The sequence below is a fragment of the Streptomyces sp. NBC_00045 genome, from assembly GCF_045041095.1.
Classification (GTDB): Bacteria; Actinomycetota; Actinomycetes; order Streptomycetales; family Streptomycetaceae; genus Streptomyces.
Window position 1 is genome coordinate 426,729 of record NZ_CP108271.1, and the last position, 12,938, is coordinate 439,666.

Annotated in this window: 13 protein-coding genes and 1 pseudogene; 3 read left to right on the forward strand and 11 right to left on the reverse strand. The window is 70.8% G+C overall.

Annotated features, from left to right (window positions below; genetic code table 11):
* The first annotated feature begins 84 nt into the window (after window positions 1-84).
* Both OHA65_RS02205 and OHA65_RS02210 read left to right on the forward strand, forming a co-directional pair.
* On the forward strand, window positions 85-468 hold the full coding sequence (locus OHA65_RS02205; protein ID WP_329312400.1) for a hypothetical protein: 384 nt from the start codon (window positions 85-87) through the stop codon (window positions 466-468).
* A 158-nt stretch (window positions 469-626) separates the two neighbouring features.
* Complete coding sequence (locus OHA65_RS02210) at window positions 627-932, forward strand: hypothetical protein (protein ID WP_329312402.1); 306 nt, start codon at window positions 627-629, stop codon at window positions 930-932.
* Between the two features lie 141 nt (window positions 933-1,073).
* Here OHA65_RS02210 and OHA65_RS02215 read toward each other — a convergent pair whose 3' ends face one another.
* The 9 genes from OHA65_RS02215 to OHA65_RS02255 form a co-directional block, all read right to left on the reverse strand.
* Window positions 1,074-1,718 carry a GAP family protein gene (locus OHA65_RS02215; protein ID WP_405763359.1) on the reverse strand — a complete coding sequence of 215 codons (645 nt, stop codon included), beginning with the start codon at window positions 1,716-1,718 and terminating at the stop codon, window positions 1,074-1,076.
* 246 nt (window positions 1,719-1,964) lie between these two features.
* Window positions 1,965-3,341, reverse strand: a complete 1,377-nt coding sequence (locus OHA65_RS02220) for a chloride channel protein (RefSeq protein ID WP_328761296.1) — start codon at window positions 3,339-3,341, stop codon at window positions 1,965-1,967.
* A 189-nt stretch (window positions 3,342-3,530) separates the two neighbouring features.
* Window positions 3,531-3,677, reverse strand: coding sequence for a hypothetical protein (locus OHA65_RS02225; protein ID WP_327281350.1), 147 nt, complete (start codon window positions 3,675-3,677; stop codon window positions 3,531-3,533).
* Window positions 3,678-3,905: 228 nt separating this feature from the next.
* A complete protein-coding gene (locus tag OHA65_RS02230) occupies window positions 3,906-4,274 on the reverse strand; it encodes a hypothetical protein (protein ID WP_328761297.1) in 369 nt (122 codons plus the stop codon).
* Between the two features lie 1,208 nt (window positions 4,275-5,482).
* Complete coding sequence (locus OHA65_RS02235; protein WP_327281352.1) at window positions 5,483-5,893, reverse strand: hypothetical protein; 411 nt, start codon at window positions 5,891-5,893, stop codon at window positions 5,483-5,485.
* A gap of 143 nt (window positions 5,894-6,036) precedes the next feature.
* Window positions 6,037-6,321, reverse strand: coding sequence for a hypothetical protein (locus OHA65_RS02240; RefSeq protein WP_327281353.1), 285 nt, complete (start codon window positions 6,319-6,321; stop codon window positions 6,037-6,039).
* 209 nt (window positions 6,322-6,530) lie between these two features.
* A complete protein-coding gene (locus OHA65_RS02245; protein WP_405754312.1) occupies window positions 6,531-6,878 on the reverse strand; it encodes a hypothetical protein in 348 nt (115 codons plus the stop codon).
* Window positions 6,830-7,570: an esterase/lipase family protein gene (locus OHA65_RS02250; RefSeq protein WP_405754314.1), complete on the reverse strand. Its 741-nt coding sequence runs from the start codon at window positions 7,568-7,570 to the stop codon at window positions 6,830-6,832. Before OHA65_RS02250 ends, OHA65_RS02245 begins: the two co-directional genes overlap by 49 nt.
* Before the next feature lie 116 nt (window positions 7,571-7,686).
* The gene (locus OHA65_RS02255; protein WP_329312409.1) at window positions 7,687-9,036 is read right to left on the reverse strand and encodes a DUF2254 domain-containing protein; all 1,350 of its coding nucleotides are present in this window, start codon (window positions 9,034-9,036) and stop codon (window positions 7,687-7,689) included.
* Window positions 9,037-9,140: 104 nt separating this feature from the next.
* Between OHA65_RS02255 and OHA65_RS02260 the strand changes: the two genes are divergently transcribed.
* Entirely contained in the window at window positions 9,141-10,982 is a 1,842-nt protein-coding gene (locus OHA65_RS02260; RefSeq protein WP_327281356.1) for a glycoside hydrolase family 15 protein, read from the forward strand.
* A 90-nt stretch (window positions 10,983-11,072) separates the two neighbouring features.
* On the opposite strand, the gene OHA65_RS02265 is transcribed toward OHA65_RS02260, so the two are convergent.
* Complete coding sequence (locus OHA65_RS02265; protein ID WP_328765113.1) at window positions 11,073-11,837, reverse strand: SDR family oxidoreductase; 765 nt, start codon at window positions 11,835-11,837, stop codon at window positions 11,073-11,075.
* Window positions 11,814-12,728 (reverse strand): annotated as a pseudogene (locus OHA65_RS02270) (GMC oxidoreductase); the annotation flags it as partial. The gene OHA65_RS02265 and the pseudogene OHA65_RS02270, both read right to left, overlap by 24 nt.
* Window positions 12,729-12,938: the final 210 nt, after the last annotated feature.

Genomic DNA, 12,938 nt, shown 5'->3' on the forward strand with positions numbered 1-12,938 from the left:
GGTCGAAGTCACCGACGATGCTCTGGGGCTCCCACCGCCCGGCCTCCACCGGACCCGGTCGAGACATCGCAGAACAGGGGAAACATGAAGAGGCACCATGCTGTGAAGACGTTCCCGATACCAGCGGCGGCGTCGGCGCTCTTGCCGGTCCTCGTACTGGCCGGATTGCTGCTGGGTCCTGCGGCGACCGCCTCGGCGGCCGCACCGGTCGTGCGGCAGGCGCCCGCGGCCTCGACGGCGCTCACGCCGGGCGGGCTCCCGGCAGCAGGTACCCACTCGACTGCGCTCGCCCGTACATCGGTGTCGTCCCCGGTAGAGGTCACCACCGGGGACAAGAAGCCCAAGAAGAAGAGCAAGAAGAAGAGCGGCGGGTTCGTCAAGAAGCTCGTGATCTTCGTGGTCGTCGCCATCCTGGTGCTCGTGGTCGTCTACGGTGTCGTCCGCTTCCTCCGCCGCAGGTCCGCGTAGCCGCGTGAGCGGTGGAGGGCCGCAGGGGGCGCGCGGGGCATCCGCACCGGCGCGCGCCGGTGACCGGCCGAGCGCGGAGTTGCCGTACCGGTCGGCCGGTGCTTGCTTGGACGGGGAGAGCTCCCGGCCTGCGGGGGCGCCCTGAACCAGGAGGACCCATGAAGTTCGCGCAGATCATCGACTTCGAGACCGAGCGCGCCGACGAGATGCGCGAACTCATCCGCCAGTACGAGAAGTCGGCACGGGCGGAAGGCCGCAAGCCGAGCCCCACGCACCGTACGCTGCTGCGCGACCGGGCCAATCCGAACCGCTACCTGGCCGTGGTCGAGTTCGACTCGTACGAGGACGCCATGGCCAACAGCAACGCGCCGGAGACGACCGAGCTCGCCAAGCAGCTCGCGGCCCTCTCCAAGCGGCCGCCCGTCTTCACGGACTGCGACGTGGCGGAGTCCGAGAAGCTGTGAAGCCGTAGCGGACAGCGCCTGCGGAGGGGCCCGCCGGTTCTGCGGGCCCCTCCGCGGCGCTCACCGCGGCGCGCAGGCGCGCGGCAACACGGCAACGCGGCACCCACAGGAGTCCACCCGCCCACGGGCACCGGCGAGCCGTCAGGCGACGAGTGCATAGATGCTGCTGCTGGTCAGCCACAGTCCGGCCAGCAGCGAGAGGGTGACGATCAGCTGGTCCTGGTGATGCTCAAGCCAGCTCCGCAGAGCGTTCAGCCGAGCCTGTGCGGCGCCCGGCGCCCAGACGGTGTAGAGCTCCATGACCAGAAGGCTGAGGGTGGCCAGCAGGCAGTAGCCAGTCAGGGCGAGCCAGTCGGCGACGGTGGAGAGGTCTGCGTCGACGGCTGTCGCGGCGCCGGCAGCGACCAGGGCCCACGGCTGGAGCAGCCAGGCGAGTGCGGCGGCGGTGCCGAGCGAGGCGCTGTCGATGCGGGCGGTCCAGCTCGGTGGCCGGTGCGGGCGGGGCGGCTGCCGGATCCGGTAGCTGCCGAACAGCACCAGGCCGACGCCGATCGCGAGCTTGGCGGCGACCGCGGCGGTCGACGGCGTGCTGAGGTGGACGGGCGGCGTCCCGCCGGTCAGCAGTACGACACAGGCGATCACGGCGACCAGGTCGGCCAGCCAGGACAGCAGGAAGGCGAGCCCCTTGCGCACACCGCGGCGCGACGCCAGCAGCAGGATGAAGGCGCTGTTGTGCAGCGGTCCGAGGGTGATGGCCGTACCGATCACGACCAGGTCGACGACCATCGGCACGACCACTCCCGGGGGTCAGAGCCGCCCGGCGTCCCCGGACGGGCGTGGTGCACGGGCGTGCCCGGCGGGCAGGGGTGCCGGCGCCGGCGTGGCGCCGCGGTCCGACTCTGCGGCTCCCGGCCCGACGGGTCAAGCGGGCCACGCCGACGCCCCCGAACGCCCCCGAAGCGAGGCCCTCTCCGCGCGGGGCGTTCCCCGGGCCCGGGTACAGCAGCAGCTCGGCGACCGCCGGGGCGGCGGCTACGCGGCGGGCGCTGTCGGCCGGGGTCGCGCTCCGGGCGGCGGCCCCGCGGGGAGCCGGGTGAGCCGGAGCGTGCCGACGTAGGCGACCACGACGGCGACGATCACCAGCGGCATCACGGTCAGACCGTCCGCGCCGAGGAGCAGGGTGGCCAGCATGACGGAGGTCAGCGGCAGTTTCAGCATCGCCACCGCCATCGCGCCGATCCCGAGGGCGAAACCGGCTGTGGTTCCCAGGCCGGGCAGGTGGGAGAGCGCGAGGCCGCCGACCGCGCCCGTGAACAGGGCGGGGAAGACCGGGCCGCCGCGGAAGGCGCTCATCGAGGCGCAGTAGGCCAGTGACTTGCACACCAGCAGGGCGATCAGGGTCGCCGCGGTGTAGCCGGCGCTGTCCGCCAGCAGCGGGGCGAGTGCGTCTTGCCCGGAGAACAGCACCCCGGTGGCCGGCTGCTCGGTGATCACCGCGTACAGCAGCGCGATCACGCCGACGGCGAGGCCCATCAGGACGGTGAGCGGCAGCCGGTGGCGCTCGACCCGGCCTTGCAGGGCGACCGAGGAACGGCGGATCGCTTCGCCGAGGAGTGCAGCGATGGCGCCCGCCACGATCGCCCAGGCGAACTCCGCGAGGGAGGGCCGGCCGGCGGCCGGCACATGGGTCAACGCCAGCGAGTAGGTGCCGAGACCGGTCCAGGCGCCGAGGCCGGTGAAGATCAGCGAGCCGACGCCCGCGGCGAGCAGGCCCGGCACCAGCACCACGCCCATCATCGGGCCGCCGATTCCTGTTGCCTCCATCAGCAGGAAGGCGCCGACCAGCGGTGAACCCAGCAGTTCGCTGATGGCCGCGAAGCTGCCGGCCGCGCCGATCAGGGCGGCGGCACTGGGCTGGGCATTGCGTTTGAGGAGTCTGACGGCGCCGACGGCGAGCCCGCCGCCGAGCGCGATCAGCGGGGCCTCCGGGCCGAGGACGACACCCAGGCTGAGCGAGGCGATCGCGGCGATCGCAACACCCGGCACCGCCGCGAACGATGGCGTGCCGCCGGTTTTGAGGCCCTCGGCCGGCTTGTGGCCGCCGCCGCCGGGCAGGTACCGGATCGTCAGTGCGACCAGTACACCGGCCACTCCGAGCAGCGGAATCGCCCACCAGTCGGGGGTGCCGTGGAAGCCGAAGCCCTTGGGCAGGTCTTTGTAGAGCAGCGACTGGAGTTCGGAGACCAGGGCGAGGAAGCCGAACGCGCAGGCCGAAATCGGGATGCCGAGCAGGGCCGAGATCACCAACACCGACACGTAACCGCGGCTGCGGACGATCGCCAGCGGGTCCTTCGGCGCTGTAGCGCCCTCGGCGCCTTCGGCGGGCTCGGCGGGCTGTCCGGCTGGCATGTGCATCGTCTCCTCGGAGTCCGGCCCGATCGGACCACCGGTCGCACGGGCTGGGGCTGGTGGTGGCACGGGCATCGGGCGGTCCATCCCCACCGACCGGACCACGACGTGGCACGTCCGACCTCAACGACCCACCCCTTCCGGCGGGGCAGGTCCGCGTCACCGCCTTGCCCCGGTGCCCGGCGGGCGCTACTCGGCTGCGCCGGTGCGCGGCGGGAAGGCGAGGCCGGTGAGGGCGGCGAGGCGCCGGGGAAGCCGCCGGGTCAGCCGCTGCCGGATCCGGCCGACAGGGGCCGGGGGCTCGGCTGCGTGCGACTCGGTCGTGGTGCGTTCCACGATTCACCCACCTGTTCCGGACCGGCCGGCCGTGTCTCGTGCCGGCCTGCTCCAGCCGACCTTAGGCAGTGGATGCGGGCGTCACGAGAGCCACGCCATCAACGGCGCCGCAGGCCACTCCGATGCACGGCTCAAGGCAGTGTGCGGAATCGATCGGTCCCGTCGGACGGCCGCGCCAGCCCCGGTCGCGCGACGACCGACCGCAGGGCGGGCGCGGCGAGTCGAGGGTCAGGAGACGCGCTTCAGGGTCCAGGCGTTGTTGTTGAAGCCGGAGTTCGGGAAGGCGACGCAGCTGTTGCTGTAGTACGAGGCGGTCTGGACCCAGCCGGCGGGGTAGTAGGTGGAGCCGCACGCCTGGACGACGGTGCCCACGGGCAGGCCGGTGAGCTGCTTGATCTGCTTGATGTTCGGGGAGAAGTTCTGGGTGCCGCAGCTCGCGCTGTAGCCCCAGTTGACATCGACGTAGCCGGCGGGGGTGGCGGTGTTCGCGCAGGTCGTGGTCACGTCTCCGGGGGCGGCCTGGGCGGGAGCGGCTGTGAATGCGAACATCGCCGCGGCACCGGCGAGAGCCATGGTGGTGGTACGCAAACGGGTCATAGTGGTCTCCTTGGTTCTGAAAACTGCATGTCGGGAACGGCAGCTCATTCCTACGGCTTGATCGAGGCCCCGTGACAGCGGGTTTCCGGCCGGGAAGATCACGCCACGCCGAACTCCGAAGTGCCGTCCGCCTCACCCCGCGTCGGTGCTCTCCGCGGCGGCGTGCGCGGTGGCCCGGCGGCCTTCGGCCCCCGCTGCGGACTCGCGGTCCCCGGTTGCGCCGAACAGCTCGGCGAGCCGGTAGGCCGTGCCGAGGGTGTTCGGAACAGGGCGGTGGCCTCCCTGGCCTCCCCGTGGCGGTGGTGCTGCCCCCGGCAGATCTCCACGTCCCCGGTGTGGGCCTCGACGGTCCGCTCGTACCGTCCCGTCGGGCTGAGCAACCTTCGTTCGTAGGCGCGGACGGCTGCCTCGGAGCGGTCCGCAGCGGCCGGCACCCGGCCGGGGTTGGTCGGCGCCGTGCCCTCCGAGCCGGGGTCGTCCGCGCAAGGTTCCGCGGCCTCGGTCAGTACCCCGACGACCCCGTCGAACCGGCGCAGGTCCGGCAGGGCCGGCCCGAGGGCGTTGAAGGCGTTTCCGCCGACGGGATGCTCCGGCAGCAGGCTGTGGGCGGCCAGCCCGGCCAGGGCCCGGCGGGCTCGCGGAGCGTGTACCCGGTCAGGACGGCAGCCGTCCCGGTGGAGAAGCCGGAGCCGGGGTTGACCGTGAGCGGAAGGAGCTTGCGGGCGAGGTCGGGGCGCGGCCGCCGGTAGGAGAGCTCGAAGGTCGCCCGTACGCCAGCGAGTCGCCCGCCCCACCCCCGTCCCTCCCGCCGTCCCCATCATTCCCGCCGTCGAAGACGAGCTGCGACAGCCGGCCGCGGTCATCGGCAAGCCCGGCTCGGAGGCAAGTAGCGCGGCGGCCACCCGCAGCGCCAGTGGCAGCCGCCCGTAGGCCGCCACGAGCGCGTCCACGCCCTCCGGCTCGGCGGCCGGCCGCGGATCGCCGGGCCGGGCCAGCCGGAGCACGCCCGTGATCAACCCGGGGTTCCAGGCGGCATCGAGTTCCGCGAGGGACGCAGCCAGGGCCTGCGGTGCCGGTCGGGGCGCCCCGCTGACCACGCAGAGGTCACCCGCCGGTACACCGAACTTCCTCCGGACGCCTGGGCCTTCTGCGGCACCTTCCGCCGCAGGGCCGGCGGTTCGCCCTGCCGGTCGCCAGCCTCGTCCCGGCTAGGGAATCCGATCGCCGCCCACCTGCCTGATCTTCGCCTGATCGGAGGCCTTCGCCTTCTGCGACACCTTCTTCCGGCCTGGGCGCCGATGCTGCGCGGCCTGCCGGCCCAGCGTGCCCGCGACCTGCTCCACCTCGGCTTCCCCGCCAGCCCGGGCCTGCTGCCGCACCGTTCCCTCGTCGGGGCCTGCGCCGGCCCCGCCCTGGGTTCCGCGGCCGGCCCACCACGCCGTCAGCCCGCCCACGGCTGCGGCCATGGCCCCCGCGAAGGCCCCGGCCACTGCCCAGCGGTCCGCTTCCGCCTTGGGCAGCCAGCCGAAGGACACGGCCCGGACCAGCCACAGGCACAGCCAGAACACGACGAACGCGGACCCGATTCCGACCGCCCAACGGCGAGCAGTTCCCCCCATGTCAACCTCCCCCTCGTCCCTTCCAACGGTTCCACCCGGGCGCGTGCCTCAACCCCCGGTACCGGCATTCCGCGAAGGCGCTCGCGTTCCGACGGGTCAGCGGAAGCCGTGCAGGCGGTGCGCTGCGCACGGGAGCCCGGGGGCTACGCGGCGGCCACGACCTCCCCGGCCAGGACCTGAGGAGGGGTCGGGAGCAGTGACGCGAGGTTGTCCCGCACGAAGTCCGCAGCCGTCGCGATCGACCCCTCGGCCCCGGCCCGGTCCTGGAAGACGCTGGTCGAGACCATCACGCCGTCGCCCGCATCGAGCCAGTAGTAGGCCACGAAGCCGGGGACCTCGCGCATGAGCGGCACGAAGCCCTCCCGCACGATGCGTGCCGCCTCGGCGGGATCGGTCACCCCTTCGTACCGCCGGACTGCTGCGTACATGCCTGACTCCTCTGTGGCTGCCGGGGGCGGTCGTTGCCGGGACGATCTACCCCCGCGGCGACCGCCACGATCGCAAGCAGCCCGACTTTCACCACCACGCGCGCCCGTCCCTGACCCGAACGGCGCCTTCCGGCACGCAGGCCCGGGGTGGGCGGGCCCGTCGGTGCGGCCCGCCCACCCCTACGGTCACCCGGTCGCGATGATCTCGTTCACATGTTCGCGGCGGCGACGGCGCTGATGCTGGGGATGAAGCAGGACGTGCGGATGACGTCCGGGTCCACGGTGTTGCCGAGAAGGGCCATGAGGAGACCGGCCGGGCCGAAGCTGCCCGGGTCGCCCTCAGGGGACGGCATGGTGAACAGGCCCCCGGGAGCGCCGTCGATGTCGGGCAGCCCGCTGGTGCGCACCGAGGTCGGGTCTTCGCCCGTCTTCTGCAGGTTGGCGACGACCTGCGCCCCGACCGCTTGGGTCTTGAGCCACGTGTCGTGCAGCGTTCCGCCTTCGCACTTCACCGCGGTCGCGCCGACCTGGACGCCGCTGCCGGCGCCGGTGGCCACTCCGTTGGCGACACCGATCTCGCGGACGTCGCGCGGCCATCCCCCCAGCTCGTCGAGCTTCTGGAGGAACTCCACCCGCTCCGGCGCCGCTGCGGGGCGTCGTCGGCCTTCTCGATGTGCCACCGGGCCATCTGCTTCGCGGCGGGGCTGTTGAGCAGTCCGGACAACACGCGGGTGGAGAAGTAGAGGGACGTCTCGTGGTCAGGGAGCCCGGGGTCGTGCTCCATCTTGGCGAGCGCGTAACGGGTGACCATTCCGCCCACGCTGAAGCCGCCCACGGCCAGCTTCGCCCGGCCCACCCGCTCGGCGACGGCCCGGCGGATGCAATCGACGGCGGTGTCGGCGTCGTCCGCGATCGACGCCGTCCGGTCGGCGTAGCCGAGGATGATCACGTCCCAGCCCGTCGCGTGGAGTTCGGAGACGAAGCGGTAGTCGCCGTTCTCCTCCAGGCCGTGCCACGGCTGGTCAAGGTTGCACGACCCGGCCGAGAAGCCGTCGGAGACGATGACGGGCCTGATGGGCTGCCTGCGGTTCAGCGGGCTGTAGTAGACGCAGGCGGTACCGCCTGCGAGGTTCCACTCGTCGTGCGGTTCCGGCGCGGGCGGGTACGAGGAGCGGGCCCCGGGGGCGACCGGGCCCCAGACGTCGACGACAGGGGTGGACGTGATCAGCTGACTCCTTGCGCAGTTCACGGGTTCACCGAACGGCCGGCGAGATCACGACCGCCCGAACACCCGTGGTTGCATAACGCGCGCACTCGTCTACTCAACGTACGCAGTGTTGCCCAACACCTTGCGCACCACTGCGATCAAGGGCCGGGGTGCCGCCCGCCGCCGAGGCCCTGCCGGTCGGTCGTGTTCGCCGCGGCGCGGCGCGCGGGGTCGGCGAACGTCCGCCGGACGGAATCGTCCAGGAGGGCGAGCTCCGCACGTAGCGCCGGCAGGTGTTCGGGCGGCTGGGATTCGAGCAGGCCCTCCAGCATCGCGCGGAGCCGCCTGCACACCTGCGGGGAGGTAGCCCCGTACTCACGGATCTCGGTGACCGCGAGCTGCAGGTAGTCCTCCCAGCCACGGCCCGGCACCACCAGCCGCGGCCGACCCTGGCTGTCGGCGAGGACGTACCGGGCACCGAGTCGGGCCTGTCCGACCACGTGCAGGAACGTGTCGATGTGGTTGAGCACTTGCACCGCGGTCGTGGGGTCGTTGACGGCGGGCGAGAGGGCCCGGATGGCGATGTCGACGAGGATGCGCAGGGCGAAGGCGGGGTCCTGTTCGATGGTGCGCTCGGTTCCGAGGGCGAACAGGCCCGCCACGCGCCGCGGGTCGGGCCGCGTGGGGCCGTGGACCTCCACGAGGGTGGTGCCGGGCGGAACGAAGTCGCCGACCTGGTGGGCCGTGACGAGGACGCAGTCGTGGCGCACGGCAGCGGCGACCAACCCCGCCACGTCGAACGCCTGGAGGACTCCGCCGGGTTCGCACCGGATGCGGGTCACCGGTCCACCGGACGGCAGCGAGGCCCCTTCGGCTGCCGCGGAGCGACGGATGCGTTCCGTCCCTTGGAGCACCACCTTCGCGCCCAGGCGTCCCACCAGGTCGGCGATGGCCACGGGCCGGAGGTTGTGGGTGAACCGGTTGAGGTAGATGAGCAGGAGCATGAGGCTGACGGAGACGGCCACGCCGGACAGGGTCACCCCGAGATCGGGTACGGAGTCCGATTCGATCTTCCGCAGCAGGGAGAAGGAGTAGGCGAAGGTTCCCGTGAACGTGGCCAGCACGGCCTTCTGCAGCCGGTCGCGGTACCACAGGCGCATGTAGCGCGGGGACAACGTGCCCGTCGCCTGCTGGATGACGAGGACACCGATGGTGACGACGAAACCCAGGAGCGCGATCATGGCTCCGACGACGGAACTGAGCACATTGCTCGCGGTCGTCGCTGAGTACTGCCAGTCGCCCGGCAGCCCGTCCGTTCCGTCCACGCCGGCGGCCCATTCGGCGAGCAACGCCCCCAGGAGGAGTCCGATGAGGGGGACGATCCACAGGCTGGCCTTGGCGTGCTGCCTCAACCGGAACCGTGCCGCCCAGGACATCATCATCGGCTCCCATGATTTCCCGGTGCGAAGCGGCTCAGCGGCCTGACCGTGCAGTTCACGCTTTCCCATGATAGAGCCGCTCCCCGGTGCCCGCAGGTGCGGCGGGGCGATCGACGGGCTCGGGAGGAATCCCGCACTTAAGCTGACTGGGTGGCGTCTGAAAGGGTTCTCCCATGACTGACTATCCGCTGATCGAAAACCATGGCCTGATCGGTGACCTGCAGACCGCGGCGCTGGTGACCACGGACGGAACGATCGACTGGTTCTGCTGTCCTCGTTTCGACTCCCCCAGCGTGTTCGGGGCTCTTCTCGACTGGGAGAAGGGCGGGCATTTCAGTGTCAGACCAACGGGAAGCGCTTATACCACGAAGCAGTTGTATTTGCCTGATACCGCAATTCTCGTGACGCGCTTCATGACCGAGTCCGGTGCGGGCGAGGTCGTCGACTTCATGCCGGTGACCGGGGAGACGGCCACCGACCGTCATTGCCTGGTCCGCATGCTCCGATGCGTTCGCGGCACCATCACCTTCCAGGTCGAGATCGCTCCGCGGTTCGATTACGGCCGCAAACAGCACTCCCTGAACATCACCGAGAACGGGGCGGTGTTCGCCTCGGACGACCTGCAACTCACTCTCAGCGTGGTGCGGGAGCCGCAGGACGAACACTTGGCGCACTCCGTCACCGGAGATCACGACCTGCGGCTGGACCTGTCACTGGAGGCGGGTCAACAGCGGGGCGTGGTCATGGAGTCGGCCGCAGTGGGGCCGCCGCGCGAAATCCGCGTCGCCGAGTTCCAGGAGCTGTTCGACGAGACCCGGCGCTACTGGCGGACGTGGCTGCGACAGTCCCGGTACACGGGTCGGTGGCGCGAAACGGTGGAGCGCTCGGCCGTGACGCTGAAGCTGATGACGTACGCCCCCAGCGGCGCCCTGGTGGCGGCTCCCACGGCCGGCCTGCCGGAGCAGTTGGGCGGCGAGCGGAACTGGGACTACCGGTTCACCTGGATCCGTGACGCGTCCTTCTCCGTGTACGCCCTGCTGGGCCTGGGATTCACGGAGGAGGCGAGGGCGTTCATCAACTGGCTGGGTGATCGCGTGAAGGAGCAGGCCGGCCGGGACACGGACACCGGGCCGCTCAACATCATGTACCGGGTGGACGGTTCCTCCGACCTCTACGAAGAGACGTTGGACCACTGGGAGGGCTACCAGGGGTCCGCCCCGGTCCGCATAGGCAACGGCGCGGCGACCCAGTTGCAGCTTGACATCTACGGCGAGGCGTTGGACAGCATGTCCTTCGCCCACCAGCACGGCATCCACCTCGACGTCCGGGGCTGGTCGGAACTGCGCACCCTGCTTGAGTGGCTCGTGGACCACTGGGACCAGGCCGACGAGGGGCTGTGGGAGACCCGCGGCGGGCGCCAGCACTTCACCTACGGCCGCGTGATGTCCTGGGTCGCGTTCGACCGGGCGCTGCGCCTGTCGGTCGCCCACGGCCGACCGGCGGAGAGCGATCGCTGGGCCGCCGAACGCGACAGCATCTACGAGCAGATCCTCGCCGAGGGGTGGGACCCCGAGCGCAAGGCCTTCGTCCAGCACTATGGGAGCGAGGTGCTCGACTCGGCGTTGTTGCGCATGCCGACGGTGGGTTTCATCACCCCCGACGACCCGATGTGGTCATCCACCTTGGACGCCATGGACCGGGAGTTGGTCACCGACAGCCTGGTCTACCGCTACAACCCCGAAGCTTCGCCCGACGGTCTGCGCGGCTCGGAAGGGACCTTCTCCCTGTGCACCTTCATGTACGTCGACGCCCTGGCCCGAGCCGGGCGGACCGACCAGGCCAGGCTCGTGCTGGAGAAGATGATGACGTACGCCAACCACTTGGGGTTGTACTCGGAGGAGATCGCGCTGACGGGAAGGCAACTCGGCAATTTCCCGCAGGCGTTCACCCATCTGGCGTTCATCGATGCGGCCATCACCCTGGACGACACCTTGAACCGTACGCAGCAGGACTGAGGCCGCCCGGACGCTTCGGTAAACGCCCAGGCCTCGACGCCGAACCCGATGCCGAAGACGTCACGCTCGGGGCGACGGGCCGGCGCAGGGTCAGCCGCCGGTGGCGAAGCCGGGGAACAGGGTCATCCCGCCGTCCACGAAGAGCGTGGTGCCCACCACGTAGTCCATGAGGTCCGAGGCGAGCAGCACGGCTGCGTGGGAGATGTCCTCGGGCTCGCCGATGCGGTCGTACGGGATCAGCCGGAGGAGGTCCGTGCGGGCCTCCGGCGCCTCCCAGGCGTTGCGGTTGATCGGCGTCTTGATGGCTCCGGGAGCGATCGCGTTCACGCGGATCTTCTTGGGGGCGAGTTCCTGGGCCAGGGCCTCCATCAACATCTGCACGCCGCCCTTGGAGGAGGCGTAGTTCACGTGACCCGCCCAGGGAATGACCTGGTGGACGGAGCTCATGCAGATGATCTTCCCCGCCGCGCGGGACACCTCCGGGACGACACCGCGCCGCACGAACTCCTTCGTCGCTTCCCTCGCGCAGAGGAACTGGCCGGTGAGGTTGACGTCCAGCACCTTCTGCCACTGGGCGAGCGTCATTTCCTCGAACGGGGCGTCCCGCTGCAGTCCTGCGTTGGCGACCAGGATGTCGATCGTGCCGAATTCCCGGACCATCCGGTCCATCATGGCCACGACCTGGTCTTCTTGGGAGACGTCCGACTCGTACGCGGCGGCTCGGACGCCGAACGAGGCGATCTCCTCGACCACCTTCGCCGCTTCGTCCGCGTCGGCAACGTAGTTCACGACCACGTCGGCCCCGGCCCGGCCCAGGTTCGCGATCGCTGTGAGGGACGGATTGACGGCGCCGATGCTCGGGAAGAAGCTCGTGTCGACCACGTACAGGTTGTCGAGATCGTGGGCCTTGCAGTTCACGTCCAGGGCGGAGGTGGCCGGGTCGTCACCGAACCGGACGGTGCCCGCCGTGTGTGCGGTGGCACCGATCGGCATGCCCTTGTGGAGGTAGATGCTGTGCGAGAGGAGCTGGTGCTCGTTCATGCCCAGGTGGCCCAGCATGTGCTGGAGCTTGTGCCGCAGCCGCTTCAGCCCCTCGATGTTGTTGCTCTCGTCGAGGACGAGTCGGATGCTGCCGTCGCCGTCGACGGTGACCCGGTTGTCGGGGAGCGGAAGGTCCTCGCCGCAGAGCCAGAAGTCGACGGCGTGGTGGGCCAGGACCTCGAAGGGCATGTCCGGGGTCACGGCGCCCGCCCAGCGGGGGGCTTCGCCGTGGATCTGTTCGGCGTCCGACTTGCCGAGCATCTGGATGCCGCCCAGGGGGTAGTCCCAGTCGTCGGCGCCCAGGTACCAGTCGTGCAGGGCCAGGGTCTTCTGGAACCTGGTGGGGTTGGGTTCCTTCGAGACCGCCATCAGGGCGAGATTGTTGTGCCGCATGTAGTGCCGGCCGACCACGTCGGAGCTGTTCGCCAGTCCGCGGGGATGGTGGTCGTCGGCCGAGGCCAAGAGGAGCGCCGCCGAGTTGACGGCGCCGCAGGCGACGACCACGATGTCCGCGGAGTAGGAGTCCTCGACCCCGTCCTCACCGCGGGTCACCACCCTGCTGACGCTGCGTCCGGTCGGGTCGGTCTCCAGTCGGACCACCCGGGCGTTGGTGATCATTTCGACGTTGGGGTGCTGCAGCGCCGGCTCCACGCAGATGACCTGGGCGTCCGACTTGCCGCGCACCAGGCAGGGGAAGCCGTCCACGCGGTCGCAGCGGATGCAGACGCTGGAATTGGTGGCCCGTCCGTCCTCGTCCTGCAACAGGTCGACGCCGATGGGCAGGTGGAACGGGTGCAGGCCCCGCTTTTCGAGGTCGTCGCTCAGTTGCTGGATCCGCGGCTCGTGCTTGACCGGAGGGTGGGCGTACTGGGCGCTCCACGGCCCCTCCCACGGGTCCTCGCCGTGGCGGCCGTG

Bases quoted from the DNA above. Each gene is read 5' to 3' on its own strand.
- OHA65_RS02205 (WP_329312400.1), top strand. From the start codon at position 85: ATGAAGAGGCACCATGCTGTGAAGACGTTCCCGATACCAGCGGCGGCG.
- OHA65_RS02210 (WP_329312402.1), top strand. From the start codon at position 627: ATGAAGTTCGCGCAGATCATCGACTTCGAGACCGAGCGCGCCGACGAG.
- OHA65_RS02215 (WP_405763359.1), bottom strand. From the start codon at position 1,718: ATGGTCGTCGACCTGGTCGTGATCGGTACGGCCATCACCCTCGGACCG.
- OHA65_RS02220 (WP_328761296.1), bottom strand. From the start codon at position 3,341: ATGCCAGCCGGACAGCCCGCCGAGCCCGCCGAAGGCGCCGAGGGCGCT.
- OHA65_RS02230 (WP_328761297.1), bottom strand. From the start codon at position 4,274: ATGACCCGTTTGCGTACCACCACCATGGCTCTCGCCGGTGCCGCGGCG.
- OHA65_RS02235 (WP_327281352.1), bottom strand. From the start codon at position 5,893: ATGGGGGGAACTGCTCGCCGTTGGGCGGTCGGAATCGGGTCCGCGTTC.
- OHA65_RS02240 (WP_327281353.1), bottom strand. From the start codon at position 6,321: ATGTACGCAGCAGTCCGGCGGTACGAAGGGGTGACCGATCCCGCCGAG.
- OHA65_RS02255 (WP_329312409.1), bottom strand. From the start codon at position 9,036: ATGGGAAAGCGTGAACTGCACGGTCAGGCCGCTGAGCCGCTTCGCACC.
- OHA65_RS02260 (WP_327281356.1), top strand. From the start codon at position 9,141: ATGACTGACTATCCGCTGATCGAAAACCATGGCCTGATCGGTGACCTG.